Source organism: Hydrogenophaga luteola (genome assembly GCF_042648585.1).
In the GTDB taxonomy this organism is placed as follows: domain Bacteria; phylum Pseudomonadota; class Gammaproteobacteria; order Burkholderiales; family Burkholderiaceae_C; genus Hydrogenophaga; species Hydrogenophaga luteola.
The window spans coordinates 785,909-805,791 of sequence record NZ_JBHRXX010000002.1; the positions used below are offsets into that span (position 1 = coordinate 785,909).

The 19,883-nt window shown below is 65.9% G+C and carries 17 protein-coding genes; 10 read left to right on the forward strand and 7 right to left on the reverse strand.

Translation table 11 applies throughout. The features are described from left to right. Positions 1 to 10: 10 nt before the first annotated feature. From ACFOPI_RS07550 to ACFOPI_RS07570, 5 genes are all read right to left on the reverse strand, one after another. The gene (locus ACFOPI_RS07550; protein ID WP_382172601.1) at positions 11 to 2,578 is read right to left on the reverse strand and encodes a PAS domain-containing sensor histidine kinase; all 2,568 of its coding nucleotides are present in this window, start codon (positions 2,576 to 2,578) and stop codon (positions 11 to 13) included. Next, positions 2,575 to 5,103: a PAS domain S-box protein gene (locus tag ACFOPI_RS07555; protein ID WP_382172603.1), complete on the reverse strand. Its 2,529-nt coding sequence runs from the start codon at positions 5,101 to 5,103 to the stop codon at positions 2,575 to 2,577. The genes ACFOPI_RS07550 and ACFOPI_RS07555 overlap by 4 nt, the downstream gene beginning before the upstream one ends. Positions 5,104 to 5,159: 56 nt before the next feature. Beyond that, entirely contained in the window at positions 5,160 to 6,029 is an 870-nt protein-coding gene (locus ACFOPI_RS07560) for a sulfurtransferase (RefSeq protein WP_382172605.1), read from the reverse strand. A gap of 86 nt (positions 6,030 to 6,115) precedes the next feature. Then, positions 6,116 to 7,006, reverse strand: coding sequence for a DMT family transporter (locus ACFOPI_RS07565; RefSeq protein ID WP_382172607.1), 891 nt, complete (start codon positions 7,004 to 7,006; stop codon positions 6,116 to 6,118). Positions 7,007 to 7,012: 6 nt separating this feature from the next. Continuing rightward, on the reverse strand, positions 7,013 to 8,164 hold the full coding sequence (locus ACFOPI_RS07570) for an aromatic ring-hydroxylating oxygenase subunit alpha (protein WP_382172608.1): 1,152 nt from the start codon (positions 8,162 to 8,164) through the stop codon (positions 7,013 to 7,015). Between the two features lie 271 nt (positions 8,165 to 8,435). Between ACFOPI_RS07570 and ACFOPI_RS07575 the strand changes: the two genes are divergently transcribed. The 7 genes from ACFOPI_RS07575 (at position 8,436) to dut (ending at position 15,875) form a co-directional block, all read left to right on the forward strand. Beyond that, a complete protein-coding gene (locus ACFOPI_RS07575; RefSeq protein WP_382172610.1) occupies positions 8,436 to 8,702 on the forward strand; it encodes an exodeoxyribonuclease VII small subunit in 267 nt (88 codons plus the stop codon). After that, a complete protein-coding gene (locus ACFOPI_RS07580; protein WP_382172612.1) occupies positions 8,699 to 9,604 on the forward strand; it encodes a polyprenyl synthetase family protein in 906 nt (301 codons plus the stop codon). Before ACFOPI_RS07575 ends, ACFOPI_RS07580 begins: the two co-directional genes overlap by 4 nt. Positions 9,605 to 9,641: 37 nt before the next feature. Beyond that, positions 9,642 to 11,537 carry a 1-deoxy-D-xylulose-5-phosphate synthase gene (gene dxs / locus ACFOPI_RS07585; protein ID WP_382172614.1) on the forward strand — a complete coding sequence of 632 codons (1,896 nt, stop codon included), beginning with the start codon at positions 9,642 to 9,644 and terminating at the stop codon, positions 11,535 to 11,537. Between the two features lie 225 nt (positions 11,538 to 11,762). After that, positions 11,763 to 12,842: a TRAP transporter substrate-binding protein gene (locus ACFOPI_RS07590; RefSeq protein ID WP_382172616.1), complete on the forward strand. Its 1,080-nt coding sequence runs from the start codon at positions 11,763 to 11,765 to the stop codon at positions 12,840 to 12,842. 116 nt (positions 12,843 to 12,958) lie between these two features. After that, on the forward strand, positions 12,959 to 13,558 hold the full coding sequence (locus tag ACFOPI_RS07595; RefSeq protein WP_382172618.1) for a TRAP transporter small permease subunit: 600 nt from the start codon (positions 12,959 to 12,961) through the stop codon (positions 13,556 to 13,558). A 17-nt stretch (positions 13,559 to 13,575) separates the two neighbouring features. Beyond that, the gene (locus tag ACFOPI_RS07600) at positions 13,576 to 15,402 is read left to right on the forward strand and encodes a TRAP transporter large permease (RefSeq protein WP_382172619.1); all 1,827 of its coding nucleotides are present in this window, start codon (positions 13,576 to 13,578) and stop codon (positions 15,400 to 15,402) included. 23 nt (positions 15,403 to 15,425) lie between these two features. After that, positions 15,426 to 15,875, forward strand: a complete 450-nt coding sequence (gene dut, locus ACFOPI_RS07605; RefSeq protein ID WP_382172621.1) for a dUTP diphosphatase — start codon at positions 15,426 to 15,428, stop codon at positions 15,873 to 15,875. A gap of 25 nt (positions 15,876 to 15,900) precedes the next feature. Here dut and ACFOPI_RS07610 read toward each other — a convergent pair whose 3' ends face one another. Further along, entirely contained in the window at positions 15,901 to 16,440 is a 540-nt protein-coding gene (locus ACFOPI_RS07610) for an FKBP-type peptidyl-prolyl cis-trans isomerase (RefSeq protein ID WP_382172623.1), read from the reverse strand. A 14-nt stretch (positions 16,441 to 16,454) separates the two neighbouring features. Here ACFOPI_RS07610 and ACFOPI_RS07615 point away from each other — a divergent pair, with 14 nt between their 5' ends. The 3 genes from ACFOPI_RS07615 to ACFOPI_RS07625 all read left to right on the forward strand — a co-directional run bounded on the left by ACFOPI_RS07615 (position 16,455) and on the right by ACFOPI_RS07625 (position 18,720). After that, positions 16,455 to 17,621, forward strand: a complete 1,167-nt coding sequence (locus ACFOPI_RS07615; RefSeq protein WP_382172625.1) for a JmjC domain-containing protein — start codon at positions 16,455 to 16,457, stop codon at positions 17,619 to 17,621. 9 nt (positions 17,622 to 17,630) lie between these two features. Beyond that, positions 17,631 to 18,143 carry a hypothetical protein gene (locus ACFOPI_RS07620; protein WP_382172627.1) on the forward strand — a complete coding sequence of 171 codons (513 nt, stop codon included), beginning with the start codon at positions 17,631 to 17,633 and terminating at the stop codon, positions 18,141 to 18,143. A 220-nt stretch (positions 18,144 to 18,363) separates the two neighbouring features. Beyond that, positions 18,364 to 18,720 carry a hypothetical protein gene (locus ACFOPI_RS07625; RefSeq protein WP_066159009.1) on the forward strand — a complete coding sequence of 119 codons (357 nt, stop codon included), beginning with the start codon at positions 18,364 to 18,366 and terminating at the stop codon, positions 18,718 to 18,720. Positions 18,721 to 18,807: 87 nt separating this feature from the next. Here ACFOPI_RS07625 and bamC read toward each other — a convergent pair whose 3' ends face one another. Next, complete coding sequence (gene bamC / locus ACFOPI_RS07630; protein ID WP_382173084.1) at positions 18,808 to 19,866, reverse strand: outer membrane protein assembly factor BamC; 1,059 nt, start codon at positions 19,864 to 19,866, stop codon at positions 18,808 to 18,810. Positions 19,867 to 19,883 lie beyond the last annotated feature (17 nt).

Here is a 19,883-nt window from a genome sequence, read left to right on the forward strand (position 1 = left end):
GCCAGCGGCTTCAGCTGGTCGCCTCGCTGCCGAAGCAGAACTCGAAGCGGGCGCCCTGGCCCACGGCGCCTTCGCCCCAGATGTGACCACCGTGGCGCTCCAGGATGCGCCGAACGGTGGCCAGCCCGATGCCGGAGCCTTCGAATTCGCTGGCGGTGTGCAGCCGGTTGAAGGCCTTGAACAGGCGCTCGGCCCGGGCCATGTCGAAGCCCGCACCGTTGTCTCGGATGCAGAACTCCGCAGCTCCGGTGCCCGCGTTGTTGGCGCGGGTGAAGCTGATGCGGGCGTTGGCGGTCTGACGGGTGTATTTCCAGGCGTTGCCCAGCAGGTTCTCCAGCACGATCTGCGCCATGCGTGGGTCGCAGTCGGCGTAGAGGTCGTCTTCGATCTCCACCTCCACCTCGCGCGTCGGATCGCGTTGGCGCTCCTGGCGGATCACGTCGTGCGCCAGCTCGCTGAGGTTGGTGTTCATGCGCTGCAGCGTGCCCTGGCTCACTCGCGCCAGCGCCAGCAGATCGGTGATCAGGCTGTTCATGCGCTGGACCGAGCCCTCGATGCGTTCGAACAGGTCGATGTCCTCCGCGGTCATGCGTCCGGCCATCTGCTCGCGCAGCAGGTGGCTGAAGCCATCGATGGAGCGCAGCGGCGATTTCAGGTCGTGCGAGACGGAGTAGGCGAACGAGTCCAGCTCGCGGTTGAGGTACTGCAGCTGCGCGGTGCGCGCCGCCACGCGCTGCTCCAGCGTGTCTTGCAGTTTGTTGATCTCGCGGTCGCGGCGCAGCCGTTGCAGTTCTGCGTTGCAGCGGCTGGCAAAAATGGTCAGCAGGGCGTCCAGGTTGGCGTTCTTCGGTGGCCGCTGGCGCCAGACGGCAAAGAGCAGGCCGGCTGCAGAACCATCCCCATCGCGAAGCGACAGGCCCTGCACGGACTGGAGCGGGGTTTCCGAAAACGGCGGCACCAAGGGGAGGCAGGCAGGGCTGGGGCTCTCGACGCGCAGCAGTGCGGGCTGCAGCAGGGCCTGTTCGCAGAGGGTCTGGTGCAGCGGATGGATGCTGTTGGGCAGCAGCTGGCCGTCCCACACCATGGCCAGGGTATGCAGCTGCTTCTGGGGGTCCACTTCGCCCACCACGACACCGTCGGCGCCAATGGCGTTGGCCAGGTGCTCGACCAGCGAGCGGAAGAAGGCCTCGCCCGTGTCGCCCGAGACGCCCTCCGCCACATTCAGCAGCATGGCCTCGCGCCGTTTTTCTTCGTCCACGTTCAGGGTGTAAGAAAGTGCGCAGACTTCGTTGTTCAGCTCAATGATCTCTGCCCAGACCCTGACAGCAATCACGGCACCCGACTTGGTCCGCATTCGTGTCTCGTATCCCTCCAGTCGGCCGTCTCGCCGAAGAGTGCGCACATAGCGGTCGCGGTCGGCTTCAGATACCCAGATGCCCACCTCCATCGACGTTTTGCCGACATAGTCGGCCGGTGTCCAGCCCAGCACCCGTTCGGTGATCGGATTCACCTCGACGAAGCGGCCATCGCTCAGTCGGGTGATGGCCATGCCCAAGGGGCTGAAGTTGAACGCCTTGGAGAAGCGCTCGCGCGAGATCTCCAGTTCGCGGCGCGACGCCACCTCGGCCGACATGTCGAACACCACCGCGATCAGCAGCCGCTCGGTGGCGCTCTGGGTCACCTCGGCGTACACATGGGCGTGGAAGACCGTGCCGTCCTTGCGCTGCGCCTTGGCTCTCAGGCCGCTGACCCTGCCGTCGGAGTCGATGCAGCGACGGAACTCGGCGTACTCTTCTGTGTCGGCCCACAGACGGGGTGGTTGACTCCCCACCAGATCGTCGTGCGTGTGGCCGAACAGTGCCTCGAACGCCTGGTTCACATCGATCACGTCCCGCGTGTCCATCGACTGCACCAGGCAGGCCGCCGGTGTGCTGCGGAACAGGGCCTGGAACCGGCCCTGGCTCAGGCGCAGCAGGCGTTCGACCTCCCGGCTGTGCTCCAGTGCCAGGTTCTGGCTGCGGTACGCGTCCAGCATGCGCCGCCGACCGAGGTTGACCGTGATCATCAGGCTGATGAGGATGGCGGTTTGTGAGATCCACACGGCCCAGCCGGTGGGTGTCTCCGGCGCTGTGATCAGGCGCAGGTTTTCTGCGACGTTGAGCACCCCGAGGATGGTGATGCCCAGTGCGCCGCTGATCAGCATGTTCAGGCGGGAGAGGAAGACTCCGGCCCCTACCACCGCGGCGATCATGACCAACGTGGCCATGCTGCGCACCGTGCCATGGGCCACGATGGCGGAGCCAGAGGAGAAGATCATGGCGTACACCAGCATGGGAGCCACCATCGGGCGCAGGCGTGTGGCGTACAGGCCCAGCAGCAGGTAGTCGATCAGAGAAAGTCCGATGGCCACCCAGGTCAGCGCCACCAGACCGTCCCGCAGATAGACGCCAAATGCCACCAGCGGACCGGCGACACCGATGCACAGCAGCAGTGCCAGCAGGGAGCGTTCCTGGTAGCGCTGCAGATTCAGCGGCTGGTCGCCTGTTTCGACGGCGGGAAGCTGAAGGGGTGTGTTCATCTGGGGGCAGAAGCAGGCGTCAGGGAGAAGCGGAACTCGGCGCCTTCACCGGGCGTGCCAACGCCCTGGATCTGGCCGCCGTGCCGGTCCACGATGCGGCGCACCGTGGCCAGGCCGATGCCCGTTCCCTCGAACTCGCTGGGTCCATGCAGGCGCTGGAAGGGCTTGAACAGCTTGTCCGCGTAGGCCATGTTGAAGCCGACGCCGTTGTCCCGCACGAAGAAGCTTGTGCGGCCCGGGTCACCGTCCTTGCAGCGCCCCATCTCGATCAGCGGTTGTGGCTGGTCCCGGGTGTACTTGACCGCGTTGCCCAGCAGGTTCTCCAGAGCGATGCGCGCCAGCCGGGCGTCGCAGACGCTGACCAGGCCGGGCTCGATGCGCCACGTCAGCGGCTTGTCCGGGTGCTTGGCCTGTTCCGCCTGCATCACCTGTTCGGCGATCTCGCTCAGATTGGCCATGCCCAGCGCCATCTCCCCCTGGCTCACGCGGGCCAGCGCCAGCAGGTCGGCGATCAGGGTGCTCATGCGGTGGGTCGACGCGAGCACTCGCTGCAGCAGCTGTTCCTCGTCGGTGGTCAGCCGTCCCTGCAGCTGTTCACTCAGCAGGCTGGTGAAGCCGTCGATGGAACGCAGGGGCGACTTCAGGTCGTGTGACACCGAGTAGGCGAACGAGTCGAGTTCCGCGTTGAGCTTGCGCAGCTCGGCGGTGCGCGACTGCACCCGCTGTTCCAAGGTGGCGTTGAGCTGCTGGATTTCGCGCTCGCGCCGCAGTCGCATCAGTTCCGCTGTGGCCCGGCTCGCAAAGATCGACATCAGCGCGCGCATCTCGGAGGTGAGCGTGATGGGCTGGCGCCACATGGCCGATAGCAAGCCGATGGGGGTGCCGTCCTGGTCGCGCAGGCTCTGGCCGATGTAGGCGCTGGCCTGTATCCCGGTCATCGACGACAGGTCGGGGTAGGTGTGGGCGAGGCCTTGCTCGTAGACGCAGAGATCGCTGCGCGAAAGGGCCTCGCCGCAGGGGGTGCCCTCGGGGGCGTAGGCGAGGTTGGGCACCAGGGCCCCGTCCATGGACATCGCCAGTGTCTGCACCTTCTGGTCGGGCAGCAGCTCGCTGACCATCACCACGTCGGCCTTCAGGGCGGGGGCCGCGTGGCGGGCGAGTGCGGTGAAAAAGGCCGCACCCGTTTCGCCCGTCATGCCCTGCGCCACGCTCAGCAGCAAGGCCTCGCGCCGCTTCTCTTCCGAAACGTTCACCGTGGACGACAGGATGCACTCTTCGCCCTCGATGTCGATCAGCACGGCCCACAGCCGCACGTCGACCGGCCTGCCGTCCCGGCTGCGCATCTGGCTCTCGTAGGCCAGCACGCGCCCATCGCGTTTGAGCTGATCGACGTAGGCCTGCCGGTGGGCCGGTGTCAGCCAGGCGCCGGTCTCCAGCGTGGTCCGCCCTCGCAGCACGTCAACGCCCATACCGTCCGAAATGACGCCCGCCCGGTTGACCTCCAGGATCAGGCCGTCGGACAGGCGCGTGATCGCCAGGTTCATCGGGCTGAAGTTGAAGGCTTTGGCAAAGCGATCCTCCGAACGCCGCAGGCGTTCGATGGTCGCGTTCTGCTCGGTGATGTCGGTGACCGTGGTGATGATCAGCCGGTCCTGCGGGTCATCGCCCATCTCGCTGGTGATCAGGGCATCGAAACGGCTGCCGTCGGCCCGCAGTCCCTTGACGTGGGTGCGGTCGGCCCGGCGGTGGGCGAACAGCTGTTCCAGGTAGCGGGTGCGCTGCTCCGGCTCGACCCAGAGCATCTCGTCGCTGCAACCGAGCACGTTCTCACGTGTGTGCCCATAGCAGCGCTCGAAGGCCGGGTTGACGTCCAGGATCAGGCCGTTGCGGGCCGACTGCGCAATCATCGGGCTGGGGCTGTTGCGGAAGATGCGGGTGAACCGCTCCAGGCTCTGATCCCGTTCCTGCTCGCTGCGGATGCGCCGCTCCAGTTCGCTGCGCTGCAGATCCAGCGCCTGCTGGGCCCTGGTCCGGCTGTGGTAGACCATGATCGCCACCACGACCATGGTCATGGCATAAGTCAGCCAGACCGTGAATCCGACCTTGAAGGTGGCCGTCTTGAACCAGCCTTTCCACTCCATCCAGGTCAGTGCGCCCAGGATGACCACGCTCAGCGCCACCGTCAGGAACAGGGCGCGCCGTGGCAGGAAGATGCCGGCGCCGGCCACCGCCGCCACGAACAGGAAGCTTGCGGCGGTGCGCACCGAACCGAAGGCCACGATGCCGATCACCGCTGCGATCAGGACCGCGGTCACCAGCAGGGGGGCTACCAGTCGCTGGTATCCCCGGCGCAGCAGCAGGAGGACCGTCCAGGCCGAGAGCGCGATCAGCACGGGCGCGATCACCTCCGACAGATTGGGGCTGCTCAGGTACACCAGGGGGGCCTGGATGGTGGCTGCGATGGCCACCAGCAGACCGATGGCCTGCAGGGGACTGGGAGAGGGGTCGGGGGGAGGGCTGGACACGTGGGGGGCTTCAGTCATCGGTTGGCGCAGTGGCACGTGTCTGACTCATCGACCCGTCAGCCGGGAACTTGACTCCTGGCGCAGGGCAGGCCGGGCGTGTTGCACCACTCGCTCCAGCTGCCCGGAAAGAGGGCCGTGCGTCCGAAGCCGGCGATTTCCATGGCCAGCAGGTTGGGGATGGCGCTCACACCGCTGCCACAGTGGTGCACCACCGCAGCCGGGTCGCGCCCTGCCAGCAGGCGCTCGAAGTCGGCGCGCAGTTCGGCGACCGGCTTGAAGCGGCCGTCCGGGCCGATGTTCTCGGTGAATGGCCGGTTGAGCGCCCCCGGGATGTGGCCTGCCACCGGGTCCAGGGGTTCGACCTCGCCACGGAAGCGGGCTGCGCCACGCGCGTCGACCAGTGTGAGGTCGGGCTGGCCCAGCCGCCGAGCGATGTCCTGCGCTGCCAGGGTTTCGGCGCGGGCGGGTTGCAGTTCGAACCGGCCGGGCTGGGGTGCAGGCGACGCGCCTTCGGCGACCGCGCCGCCCGCCGCCTGCCAGGCGGCCAGTCCGCCGTCGAGCACCGCCACGGCCTCGTGGCCGCACCACTTGAGCATCCACCACAGCCGGCCACAGTAGTTCGCGCCTTGCCGGTCCATCGCCACCACCTGCTGGTCAGGGTTCAGACCCAGCGCCTGCAGGCGCCGGGCAAAGGTTTCACGGGAGGGCAGGGGGTGCCGTCCTCCGCTGGCGCGATCGGGTCCGGTCTTGTCGCTCAGGTGCTCGTCCAGGTCCACATGCACCGCGCCGGGGATGTGGGCGGCCTCGAACTGCTGGCGCCCGGCGGCGGGGTTCATCAGGTCGAAGCTGCAGTCCATCACCAGCACTGGCTGGTGGTCGTCCAGGAGTTGCCGCAGCTGCGCGGCAGAAATGAGGGTGGTGTACATGCGCCTGATTTTCCGGCAGAGCGGTACCGCTGACGATCACACCAAAGTCCTAAAGGACCGTCCGCCGCGTGCAGGCATGCACGGATTCAGTGCTCTTCCGCCGGCGCGTGGGGCACTGCGCGTGCCCGCAGGACTGTGGCCGCGATGCCGCTGACGATGATCAGGCCCATGCCGGCCCAGCCGATCAGGGGCAGCCGGTCACCGAACACCGTCAGGCCGAAGATGCCGGCAAACACGATGCCGGAATACTGCAGGTTGGCCACCACCATGGTGGCGCCACTGGCGTAGGCACGGGTCATGCACAGCTGGCCGCCCAGGGCCAGCAGCCCGATGGGCAGCAGCCAGAGCGCGGACGGCCAGCTCCAGGGCGTGGCGCCGACGAACAGCATGCCGATCAGGCCGGCGACCACCGCCCCGATGGAAAAATAGAAGACCGTGCGGCTCTCGGGTTCGCCCGCGCGGCTGAGCGCAGACACCTGCAGGTAGGCAAAGGCCGCGAAGATGCCGGACATCAGACCGACCAGCGCGCCCAGCATCTGGTCGGGCGCCAGCGTGGGGCGCAGCATCATCGCCACGCCGCCGAAGCCCGCCAGCACGGTCAGGAACAGCGGCGCCTGCTGCCGGATCGGGGCGTTGCGGCCCTGGGTCAGCAGGGCACCGCCGAGCAGGAAGGTGGCGATCCAGACGCTGCTCATGTAGTTGAGCGTCATCGCCGTGGCCAGCGGCAGCACAGCGATGGCGTAGAACCAGGCGGTCAGCGAGATGGTGCCCACCACGCTGCGCCAGGCGTGCATCATGGGCACGGTTGTGCGCAGCGAGACGCCGCTGAACCGGGTGAAACCATAGAGAAAGACCACGCCCACCAGACCCCGGTAGGTGACGATCTCGAAGCTGTTGAAGTGCGCGGATGCGAACTTGATGCAGACCCCCATGCTGGCGAAAAACAGGGATGCCAGCAGCATCCAGAGGGCCTGCATGCGGTCTCAGCCTTTCAGCGCGTCGCCGAGGCGGCCGCGGTACCACTCGTGGAAGTGCTGCATGCCGTCTTCCATCGGGCTCTGGTAGGGGCCGACCTCGTTGTCGCCGCGCTCGTACAGGGCCTTGCGGCCGGCGTCCATGCGCTCGGCGATCTCGTCGTCCTCGATGCAGGTTTCCATGTAGGCCGCGCGCTGCGCCTCCATGAACCCGGGCTCGAAGGCGGCGATCTCTTCGGGGTAGTAGAACTCCACCATGTTCAGCGTCTTGTTGACGCCCAGCGGGTGCAGGGTCGAGACCGTCAGCACGTGCGGGTACCACTCGACCATGATGTGCGGGTAGTAGGTCAGCCACACCGCGCCCTGCGCGGGCAACTCGCCGTTGCGGTACTGCATCAGCACCTCGTGCCACTTCTGGTAGGTGGCGCTGCCCGACTTGAGCAGGTTCTGGATGCCCACGGTCTGCACCGAGTACTCGGGCTTGAACTCCCACTGCAGGTCGTCGCAGGTGACGAAGTTGCCCAGTCCGGGGTGGAAGGGCACGACGTGGTAGTCCTCCAGATAGACCTCGATGAAGGTCTTCCAGTTGTAGTGGCAGGTGTGCAGTTCGACGTGGCCGAGCACCATGCCCTCGAAACTCAGCGTGGACGCAGGCCCCATGTTCGCCAGGTCGGCGGTGATGTCACGGCCGTTGTCCTCGAACAGCAGGCCGTTCCATTCGCGCAGCGGGTAGCGCTTGAGGTCGGCGCAGGGGTCGTGCGAGAAGTGCGGGGCGCCCAGCAGCGTGCCCAGCTGGCTGTTGGCCGACTGGCCACCGCTGTAGGTCCAACGGTGCAGGGGGCACACGATGTGGCCACCGCTGTGGCCCTTGGCGTTCTGGCCCAGGTTGCCACGGCCCTTGAGCATCACGGCCTGGCGGTGGCGGCAGATGTTGGAAACAAGTTCCACGCCGTTGGCGGTGCGCACCAGTGCGCGTCCTTCACCCTCCTGTGGCAGGGCAAAGTAGTCGCCCAGCTCGGGAACCGCGTTCACGTGCCCCACATAGCGGGGCCCGTTCTGAAAGATCGTTTCAAGTTCCCTGCGGAACAATGCCTCGTCGAAGTAGCTGGAAACCGGCAATTGGCTTGCGGCCTGCTGCAATTGAAGACTCAAATCAGACATGGTGGTCCTGACCTAAAGACTCCCCCTATGAAGGGGCAGGGTGAAGCGCTCGAGCGAGTGAACGATCTGCGCGGGATGGGTGAAGTGCTGCGTCCCTCCGGGCGTGCGAGGCCCGTCAGTTGAACAAAAAAAGAGGCGGGATTGTACCCCGCTGCTTCCGGGGCCCTGCGGTGGCTGGAGATTGCCCGGGCCGGGGGATAAAATCGCGCGCTGGCCCTGCCGTCCGCAGGGTGCGCGTCGGGTGTTTGCCACCCGCTAACGACCTCAGCGAATGACCTCTCCGACCCCCACAAAGTCCGCCCGATCAAGCCGCTCGGCCGAAGTGTCTGCCACCCCGGCCAGCTACGAGGCCGCACTGGAGGAGCTGGAGCAGCTGGTCGCCCAGCTGGACGCGGGGCAGTTGCCGCTGGACCAGTTGCTGGGGCGCTACCAGCGCGGCGCCGAGCTGCTCGCCTACTGCCGCGCCCGTCTGGAAGCCGTGGAGCAGCAGATCAAGGTGCTCGAAAACGGCGAGCCCAAACCCTGGGACGGCCAATGAGCGCGGGCCCATCGGACAACACTGCGTTCGTGGCCTGGCGGGTGCGCCAGCAGGAACGTGTGGAGCAGGCCCTGTCGAACTGGGTGCCAGCCGATGCGCCGGCGGGTCTGGGCCTGGCCATGCGCTATGCGGTGCTGGACGGCGGCAAGCGCCTGCGCCCGCTGCTGGCGCTGGCGGCCTGTGAGGCCGCTCAAGGCGACCTTGCGGTGGCCATGCGGGCGGCCTGTGCGGTGGAGCTCATCCATGCGTATTCGCTGGTCCACGACGACATGCCCTGCATGGACAACGACGTGTTGCGGCGGGGTAAGCCCACGGTACACGTGAAGTTCGGCGAGGCGCAAGCCCTGTTGGCCGGCGACGCCCTGCAGGCCCTGGCGTTCGAGTTGCTGGTGCCCGACGATGGTTCGGTGCCCGCGGCGCTCTCGGCCCGTCTGTGCCGCCAGCTGGCCGTGGCGGCTGGTGCGTCCGGCATGGCCGGGGGACAGGCCGTCGACCTCGCCAGCGTTGGCGTGGCGCTGGACCAGAAGGCCCTGGAGGGCATGCACCGCCTCAAGACCGGAGCGCTGCTGCAGGCCAGCGTGATGATGGGCGCGTCCACCGCCTCGGTCGATGCGTCCGTGTTGCAGCAGCTGTCCACGTACGGGGCCTGCGTCGGCCTGGCCTTCCAGGTGGTCGACGACATTCTGGACGTGACCACCGATTCCGCCACACTGGGCAAGACAGCGGGCAAGGACGCCGCCGCCGACAAGCCCACTTTCGTGTCGCTCATGGGGCTGGAGGCGGCCCAGGCCTATGCCGACGAGGTGCTGGATCAGGCGCATCAGGCGCTGTCCGCCAGCGCCTTGCCCCACACCGACACGCTGCATGCGCTAGCCGACTGGGTCGGCCGCCGCGCGTCCTGAACCCGGAACAGTCGCCCTTCTGCGAAACACCTGCCCCATGAGCAAACTGCTGTCCACCATCGAATCCCCAGCCGACCTGCGGCGCCTGTCCCGCGCGCAGCTGCGCCCCCTGGCCGACGAGTTGCGCGACCATGTTCTGCAGAGCGTCTCGAAAACCGGTGGGCACCTCAGCTCCAACCTCGGCACGGTGGAACTCACCGTGGCGTTGCACTACGTCTTCAACACGCCCGAAGACCGCCTCGTGTGGGACGTGGGCCATCAGACCTACCCGCACAAGATCCTGACCGGCCGCCGCGACCGCATGCACACACTGCGCCAGCTGGGCGGCATCAGCGGCTTTCCGCGCCGCGACGAAAGCGAGTACGACACCTTCGGCACCGCCCATTCGTCCACCAGCATCTCGGCGGCGCTGGGCATGGCGCTGGCCGCCAAGATGAAAGGCGAGAGCCGCCATGCGGTGGCCATCATCGGCGACGGTGCGATGACCGCCGGCATGGCCTTCGAGGCGCTGAATAACGCCGGAGTCGAGCACGGCCGCCTGCTGGTGATCCTCAACGACAACGACATGTCGATCTCGCCCCCTGTGGGCGCGCTCAACCGCTACCTGGCTCAGCTCATGAGCGGCCAGTTCTACGCGGCCGCCAAAAACGTGGGCAAGACCGTGCTCAAGGGCGCACCGCCGCTGTTCGAATTGGCCAAGCGGCTGGAAGAGCACGCCAAGGGCATGGTGGTGCCGGCCACGCTGTTCGAGAAGTTCGGCTTCAACTACGTCGGACCGATCGACGGCCACGACCTTGAGTCGCTCATTCCCACGCTGGAGAACGTGCGCCATCTGCTGGACAACGGTGCAGGTCCGCAGTTCCTCCACGTGGTCACGAAGAAGGGGCAGGGTTACAAGCTGGCCGAGGCGGACCCCGTGGCCTACCACGGCCCGGGCAAGTTCGACCCCGCCGTAGGTCTGGTCAAACCGGCCACCCCGCCCAAACCTACGTTCACCCAGGTCTTCGGCCAGTGGCTGTGCGACATGGCCGCCGCCGACCCCAAGCTGGTCGGCATCACGCCGGCCATGCGCGAGGGCTCCGGCATGGTGGAGTTTCACCAGAAGTTCCCTGGCCGCTATTTCGATGTCGGCATAGCCGAGCAGCATGCAGTGACCTTCGCGGCGGGACTGGCATGCGAGGGCATGAAACCGGTGGTTGCCATCTACTCCACCTTCCTGCAGCGCGGCTACGACCAGCTCATCCATGACGTGGCGCTGCAGAACCTGCCCATGGTGTTCGCGCTGGACCGGGCCGGTCTGGTCGGCGCCGATGGCGCCACCCATGCCGGCGCCTACGACATCGCGTACCTGCGCTGCATTCCCAATATGTCGATCGCCTGTCCGTCGGATGAGGCCGAAACCCGCCAGCTGCTGTCGACGGCGCACCACCAGAACCATCCGGTGGCGGTGCGCTATCCGCGCGGGGCCGGTGTGGGCGCGGCGGTGCCGGCCAGTCTGGACGGGCTGCCGTTCGGCAAGGGCGAGGTGCGCAGGCGCGGCCACGGCGTGGCCATCCTGGCCTTCGGTACCCTGCTGCATCCGGCGCTTGCGGCCGCCGAAGCGCTCGGTGCCAGCGTCGCCAACATGCGCTGGGCCAAGCCGCTCGACATGGACCTGCTGCGCGAAATGGCGCGCAGCCACCAGGTGCTCGTCACGGTGGAAGAGGGCTGTGTGATGGGCGGGGCCGGCAGTGCCGTGCTGGAAGCCCTGCAGGCCGAGGGTCTGTCGATGCCCGTGTTGCAACTGGGGCTGCCCGACGAGTTCATCGAGCACGGTGATCCGGCCCGTCTGCTGGCCAATGTGGGACTGGATGCTGCCGGTATCGAGTCGTCCATCCGGCAGCGTTTTGCCGACGTACTGGGTGGCTCCGGTGGTCTCAAGGCCGCCGCCTGATCGACCGCGTTGAAGTAATTTCACGGCTCGTTTGAGGCGATTCGCATCGCTGCCCGCTTTGGGTGCAGCAAGCTTGCAAAAGCCTGAAGGCGTTCACGTTCCTGCTCTGATTTCGAGGGAAAACCCCCAAGGATGGGGGGGGGCGCCTTCCTACAATGGCCCGGACTGCAGAAGTCCCCGACCCTTCCGGGCGGGCATGAAGTACCAACCACGGAGTCATACAACATGGATCGTCGTTCCATCCTCAAGCACGCCGGTATCGCCGGTGTGCTGGCCGCAGGAGCAGCCCCCGCTGTGCATGCACAGGCCGCCATTCGCTGGCGTCTGGCCTCCAGCTTCCCCAAGGCGCTGGACACCATCTACGGTGCCGCCGAAGTGTTCGCTGAAAAAGTCAATGCGATGTCTGGCGGCAAGTTCGTCGTCTCCGTGCACCCCGCCGGTGAACTGATGCCCGCGTTCGGTATCGTGGACGGCGTGCAGCAAGGCACCGTCGAAGCCGGCCACACTGCGCCGTACTACTACTTCGGCAAGGACGACACCTTCGCCATGGGCACGGCCATCCCCTTCGGCCTGAACAGCCGCCAGCTGACCGCCTGGTACTTCGATGGCAACGGCATGAAGCTGTTCCGCGAGTTCTACGACAAGTACAACATCATCAACTTCCCCGGCGGCAACACCGGTGCCCAGATGGGTGGCTGGTACCGCAAGGAAATCAAGGGCGTGGCCGACATCAAGGGCCTGAAGATGCGCATCGGCGGTTTCGCCGGCAAGGTGCTGACCCGCATGGGCGGCGTGCCGCAGAACATCCCCGGCGGCGAGATCTACCAGGCGCTGGAGAAGGGCACCATCGACGCCACCGAATGGGTCGGACCGTACGACGACGAGAAGCTGGGCTTCTACAAGGTCGCCAAGAACTACTACTACCCCGGCTGGTGGGAAGGCGGCGCCCAGCTCGACTTCTACATCAACAAGGCGGCCTTCAACGCCCTGTCGAAGGAGAACCAGGCCATCGTCGAGGCTGCAACGGCCTATGCGCACACCGAGATGCAGGCCCGCTACGACGCCCGCAACCCGCAGGCGATCAAGCGCCTGGTGGCCAACGGCGCCAAGGTGCTGCCTTTCCCCAAGGCCGTCATGGACGAGGCCTTCAAGCAGTCGATGTCCCTCTACACCGAGCTGAACGACACCAACCCGGCCTGGAAGAAGATCTACTCCGACTACTCGGCCTTCCGCAAGGACGCCAACGTGTGGTTCCGCTTCACCGAGGCCAACTTCGACAGCTTCATGCAGCGCCAGAAGCTGTAAGCCTCACGGACCTTCCGCGAAAGAACCCCGTCTCCACGGGGTTTTTTTGCGTGGAGGGTACCCTGACATTTTTCTGAATCCCTCGCGCCTGCACCCTTCAACCCAAGGGGATCCTCATGTCATTCCTTCTTACGCTCTCCCGCCTGATCGACGCGCTGACCGAGCGCATTGGCAAGCTTGCCATGTGGTTCATCCTGGCGACCACCATGATCAGCGCCGGCAACGCCATCGTGCGGAAGATCTTCGACACCAGCTCCAACGCCTTTCTGGAAATCCAGTGGTACCTGTTCGCAGCGGTGTTCATGCTGGGCAGCGGCTATGCCTTCCTGCGCAACGCCCATGTGCGCATCGACTTCATCTCGTCGAAATTCAGTGCGCGTGGCCGCAACTGGGTCGACACCATCGGCATCATCGTCTTCGTCTTCCCGCTGTGCTACATGATGGCCACGCTGGGCTGGCCGCTGTTCGAGAATGCCTACGTCTCCAAGGAAATGTCGTCCAACGCCGGCGGCCTGATCCGCTGGCCTGTCTACGCTCTGATTCCCGCCGGCTTTGCCCTGCTCGCACTGCAGAGCGTGAGCGAGCTCATCAAGCGCATCGCCTTCCTGACCGGCAACGGCCCCGACGTGCTGGCCCATGAGGGGCCGAGCGAAGAAGAACTCCTGGCCCAGCAACTGCTGGAAGAAGAGCAGCAGCGCCTGAAGGCCGCGCAATAAGAGGCGAGCGACACACCATGGAATTCATTGCATCCAATTTCGTGCCCATCATGTTCACCGGCTTGCTGGTGTTCCTGCTCATGGGCTTTCCGGTGGCGTTCTCTCTGGCCGCCACTGGACTCTTCTTCGGCTTCATCGGCATGGAGGTCGGGCTGTTCCCTTCCAACCTGTTCCAGGCCCTGCCGCTGCGGGTGTTCGGCATCATGCAGAACGACACCCTGCTGGCCATTCCGTTCTTCACCTTCATGGGCATCATCCTGGAGCGAAGCCGGATGGCCGAGGATCTGCTGGAGACCGTGGCCCAGGTGTTCGGCCCGGTGCGCGGCGGCCTGGCCGTCGCCGTGATCCTGGTGGGTGCGCTGCTGGCCGCCACCACCGGCGTGGTCGCTGCAGCCGTGATCTCGATGGGCCTGATCTCGTTGCCCATCATGCTGCGCTACGGCTACAACCGCACGATTGCCACCGGCACCATCACTGCCTCCGGCACGCTGGCGCAGGCCATCCCTCCCTCGCTGGTGCTGATCGTGCTGGCCGACCAGCTCGGCCGCTCGGTGGGCGACATGTACGCCGGCGGCCTGCTGCCCGGCCTGATGCTGGTGGGCCTGTACCTGCTGTTCATCGCCGTTGTTGCCATCGTCAAGCCGTCCTGGGTGCCTGCGCTGCCCCAGGAAGCGCGCATCTACCGCGAAGCCAACGGTGCCAGTGGCCATCGCTCGCTGCTGGTGCTGCTGGCCGTCTGTGGCGTGGCAGGCTACATCTGGGCCCAGAACCACAACGCCATCATCAACCCGATGATCGGCCGCGAGATGGATGCCGCCGGGGACGAGGTGGTCATCATGTCCATCACCGTGGCCTCGCTGCTGGCCTTGGCCCTGGCCATCGTCAACCGCATCACCCGCATGGGGCTGCTGTCCCGCCTGGCCGAGCAGGTCACCTTCGTGCTGATCCCGCCGCTGGTGCTGATCTTCCTGGTGCTGGGCACCATCTTTCTGGGCATTGCGACGCCCACCGAAGGCGGCGCCATGGGTGCCCTCGGTGCGCTGATCATGGCCGGCTCGCGTCGCCGTCTGAGTCTGGACCTCATGCGGCAGGCAGGTGAAAACACCACCAAGCTGGCGATCTTCGTGCTGTCGATCCTGATCGGCTCCACCGTCTTCAGCTTCACCTTCAACGCCGCCGATGGCCACATCTGGGTCGAGCACCTGTTCGACAAGCTGCCGGGGGGGGCACTGGGCTTCCTGATCATCGTGAACCTGCTGGTCTTCGTGCTGGGCATGTTCATCGACTTCTTCGAGATCGCTTTCATCGTGGTGCCCATGCTGGCGCCGGTGGCGGCCAAGGTGCTGCCCGAATTGCTGCCCGAAGGCACTCCGCCGGAGATGGCGCTGATCTGGTTCGGCATCATCCTGGCGATGAACCTGCAGACCTCGTTCCTGACGCCGCCGTTCGGTTTCGCGCTGTTCTACCTGCGCTCGGTGGCTGCCCGCAACGACTACACCGACCAGGTCACCAAGCAACGCATACCCGCGGTGACCACGGCGCAGATCTACAAGGGTTCGATTGCCTTCATCGTCCTCCAACTGATCATGGTGTCGGCGATCATTGCCTATCCCAAGCTGGTGGTCGGCAACATCGAAGCCGCCGTCAAGGTGGACGACGCGACCGTGACCGACATGCTCAACAACATGCCGGGGCTCGAGCAGGAAGAGGAGCAGGACCCGACCCAGGGCATGGACGGCGCCGACCAGTCGGCCGAAGGCGATGCGGCCGCGCCCGCCGAGGAGGAGGTCGATCCTGCCAAGGCGCTGGAAGATGAGCTCAAGAACGAGAAAAAGGGGCAGTGAGCCCCTTCTGCGGAACCTGAAACATGCAGATTGATGTCAAGGTGCTGGATCCGCGCATGGCGGACCAGCTTCCCTCCTACGCAACGGCCGGCAGCGCAGGCCTGGACCTTCGGGCCTGTCTTGACGCGCCACTGACCCTGGCGCCCAACGCCTGGCAACTGGTGCCGACCGGGCTGGCGATCCACCTCGCCGACCCGGGCTACGCCGCCTTGATCCTGCCCCGTTCGGGGCTGGGCCACAAGCACGGCATCGTGCTGGGCAACCTGGTCGGTCTGATCGACAGCGACTACCAGGGCCAGCTGATGGTCAGCGCCTGGAACCGCAGCGATGTGGCCTTCACCATCGAACCCATGGAGCGCATCGCGCAGATGGTCATCGTGCCGGTCGTGCAGGCCCGCTTCAATGTGGTGAGTGATTTCGCCCAGGCCAGCGAACGCGGTGCGGGCGGTTACGGATCGACCGGACGCGGCTGACTGGCGGCGCAGCCCGCGCGCGGTGTCAGTGCAGGGTGGGCGTCTGAGGTGGTTCGTCGCCAGAGCCTGAGGTGTCCACCTGCATCCGGAAAAAGCCGGTGCCCAGCGTGCCCCGGCCGATTTCGCTGACTTCTGCTTCGCGCACGTCGTGCACTTTCAGCCGGATGCGCAGCGCGATGCCTGCCAGCGGATGGTTGCCGTCCATGACCACGTGGTCGGGGTAGATGTCGCTGACAAAGAACAGCCGGTCTTTGGGGGCCGAGGAACTGCAGCCTTCCGGCAGGCCCTCGAAGCCCATGCCTTCTTCCAGGTGCTCGGGAAACAGGTGGCGCGGCTCCAGGAACAGCAGCCCGTCGTCATAGTCACCGAAGGCGTCGTGCGGCTCCAGCTGCAGTTCCAGCGAGTCACCGGCCTCGTGTCCCTGAAGCGCCTTTTCCAGGCTGGCCAGCAAATCGTTGCCACCCACCAGAAACTCGACGGGCTCGTCGAGTGCATCGAGTTCTTCGCCCAGCGTGTCCTTGAGTGTCCAAGTCAGCGCGACCACACATTGTTCGGTGATTTTCATCCGACAATTGTCCCATGACACCACACACCGATTCCATCGCAGGCGCACCTTCCGTGGACCTGCCGGCTCAGATGCTTGGCGGGTTGACGCCAGCCCGCTTCATGCAGCGCTACTGGCAGAAGAAGCCCCTGCTGATCCGCAACGCCTTCCCCGGTTTTCAACCCCTGCTCACGCGTCCCCAGCTGTTTGCGCTGGCTGCGCAGGAATCGGTCGAGTCCCGCCTGATCGTGCACAAACCGGCTGGCTGGCAGCTTCGCCACGGCCCCTTCGCCCGTACGGCGTTCCCCCCACTGAAGCAGAAGCGCTGGACCCTGCTGGTGCAGGGGGTGGACCTGCATCTGGATGCGGCGCATGAGCTGCTGGGCAGGTTCCGTTTTGTGCCCGATGCGCGCCTGGATGACCTGATGATTTCCTGGGCCAGCGATGGCGGTGGTGTGGGGCCCCATTTCGACAGCTACGACGTGTTCCTGCTGCAGGCCAGTGGCCAGCGCCTGTGGCGCATCGGCCGGCAGAAGGACCTGTCGCTGGAGCCGGGTGTGCCGCTCAAGATACTGAGCAACTTCGAACCCGAGCAGGAGCACCTGCTCAACCCCGGCGACATGCTGTACCTGCCGCCGCGTTGGGCACACGACGGCATCGCCGTCGGCGATGACTGCATGACCTACTCGGCGGGATTTCGCGTGCCCCAGCGCGGAGGGCTGGCTGGCGAGCTGCTCCAGCGCATGGCCGACGAGTTCGAGGACACCACCCTCTACCGCGATCCCGGGCAAGCGGCCACCGATCACCCGGCCGCGATGCCGCCTTCGCTGGAGGCCTTTGCGGCCGATGCCCTGCAGCGCATGCTCGCCGAGCGCGCCTCGCTGGCCTGCGCCCTTGGCGAGGTGATGACCGAGCCCAAGCCCCGTGTGTGGTTCGAGGAGCCCATGGGCCCATGGCGGCCTGGGACGGCGTTGCGCCTGGACCGGCGCACGCGCATGATGTACGACGCAAGGCACCTGTTCATCAACGGTGAGAGTTTTCGCGCCGGCGGAGCCGATGCCCGCCTCATGCGCATCCTGGCTGATGAGCGTCGCCTGGATGCAGCCAAAGTGCGCCGCGCCAGTGCCGACGCTCAGGCCTTGTTGGAGGACTGGTTCGATGCCGGTTGGCTCCACGCGGAGTCCACGGCGGGTGACGAATAGGACTGAGAGATGACGCAGCAGCCGAAACCGGACGATCTCCCTGCATTGCCGGAAGGGCGCATTCAGGGGCGCCACGAATTTGCAGATCTGGTGCGGCTCGCGTTGCAGACCGCAGCCCGCGATGGCTGGCCCCAGATGGTGCTCAGCGACCCTGATTTTTCCGACTGGCCCCTCGGAGAGCGGGCGGTCATTGACGCCCTCAACGACTGGGCCGGTCGCGGCAGAAAGATCCAGTTCATGGCCATCGAGTTTGACCGGCTGCGCGAGTTGCACCCCAGGCTCGTGCAGTGGCGCACGACCTGGTCACACATCGTCGAAGCCCACGCCTGTCGCGCGGTGGCTGGGGGCGAACTGCCCAGTGCCATCTGGTCACCGGACTGGACCATGGAGCGCCTGGACATTGGCCGTTGTCTGATGGTGGCCAGCCGCCGACCGGAGCGCCGAACGCTTTTACAGGAACGGTTGCAGGCCTGTTGGCAACAGGGCAGCCCTTCGTTTCCTGCGACAGTTCTCGGGTTGTGACAAGAGTCCCAACGGCGTGTGTTTTTGCAACGTCAACTGTCAACAAAAGAAAAAGTTGACAAGGGTAAATACGGGTTTGCAATTCAGGCGTATGATTCCGCACCAGATCGCAATCGTTAATAGCGGTAAGCGACTGGGTCAGCCAAGCCCGGATCTTCGATTCGGGTTTTTTTATGGTTGATTCAATTTTTTGTTTTCATCCACATCCTGAGGAATCACCATGAAAAAGACCGTTCTGCTGGCCAGCCTGCTCGCCGCCATCGCCCTGACCGCTTGCGGCAAGAAGGAAGAAGCCGCTGCTCCTGCTGCTGCTCCCGCCGTTGAGGCTGCCAAGGACGCTGCTGGTGCTGCTGTCGACGCCGCCAAGGATGCTGGCGCTGCTGCTGCCAACGCTGGCGCTGCCGCTGGTGCCGCTGCCGGCGCTGCTGCTGCCGACGCCGCTGGCGCTGCCGCTGATGCCGCCAAGGACGCTGCTGGCGCCGCCGCCGACGCTGCCAAGGCTGGTGCCGACGCCGCCAAGGAAGCTGCCGACAAGGCCGCCGAAGCTGCCAAGGCTGCTGCCAAGCCCGCTCAGTAATTCCCCTGCTGGTTCGGGCTCAGGCCCGAATCGTCCGGACAAAAGAAATGCCGCCCTCGGGCGGCATTTCTTTTGTCTGCGTGGCCTTTACTTGAGATCGGCGGCCAGCAACTGAACAATGCGCTGGCCGTCGGCTGTGGTGTCGGGTTGGCCTTGGGCGTTCAACACGGACACCGTGGTGCTGGTGCCGCTGCTGCGGACGGCAATGCGATATTGCGCGGGCTTGGTCTGTGCAGGCGAGCTGCTGAAAAGACGGCTGAAAAAGCCGGGCTTGGCCGACTCGGCGGTGGCATCAGCCGGCACATAGCGCACAAAGTACACGCCCTGGCTGCGGTCGCGATCCTCGACGGTAAACCCGGTGCGGTCCAGCGACAAGCCGACCCTGCGCCAGGCGCGATCAAAGTCGTCGTCCAGCTGCACCGTGGGCTGGTTGTTGATGGTGACCACACGGGCCGCAGCAGGCGTTGGCGCCGATGCGGTGACCGCCTTGGCCTGGGCCTCGGTCACGCCGAGCTTGACCATCAGCCGGCGCATGAACTCGGTTTCAAGTTCAGGATCGGCTGCGCGCGGCTGCCAGACGGTCTGGTCCTTGCGGGCGTCGGTGTAGACCTCGATCATGCCGCGGTGACTGATGTAGATCTCTGTTGCGCCCGACGGGGTGCGCTCCAGCCGGGTGCGGAACTTGTCCTTCTCGCCTGTCGAATACAGGCTGTCAAGCACCTTGCCCAGCGTGGAACGGATGATGTCCTGCGGCAGTTTGGCTCGGTTTTCGGCCCAGTCGGTCTCCATCACGCCCAGGGTTTCCTGGTCCAGGGTGAGCACGAAGCCGTTCTCCTGCCAGAAGTCCTTGACAGGGCCCCACACCTTGTCGGCGGGGCGGTCCACCACCAGCCAGCGCTGGCTGCCCGCGCGCTCGATGCGCACGTCGCCGATCTTGCTGGCTGCGGTGTCGGAGGAGCCTGTGACCGGCTGGGCTGTCTGGTAGCCGCTGGCCGTCACGGTGGCGCCCGGCACCTGGTAGCGCGACTCGCGGCTGAGCTGGGTCAAGTCTGGCGGCACCTCCAGGGAGTTGACCTGGCGGGCGCTGCGGTAGTCGATCTTGTCTTCCTCGAGCACGGAGCAGCCCGTGGCGAGAAAGGCGGCCATGGCCACGGCGCTCCAGC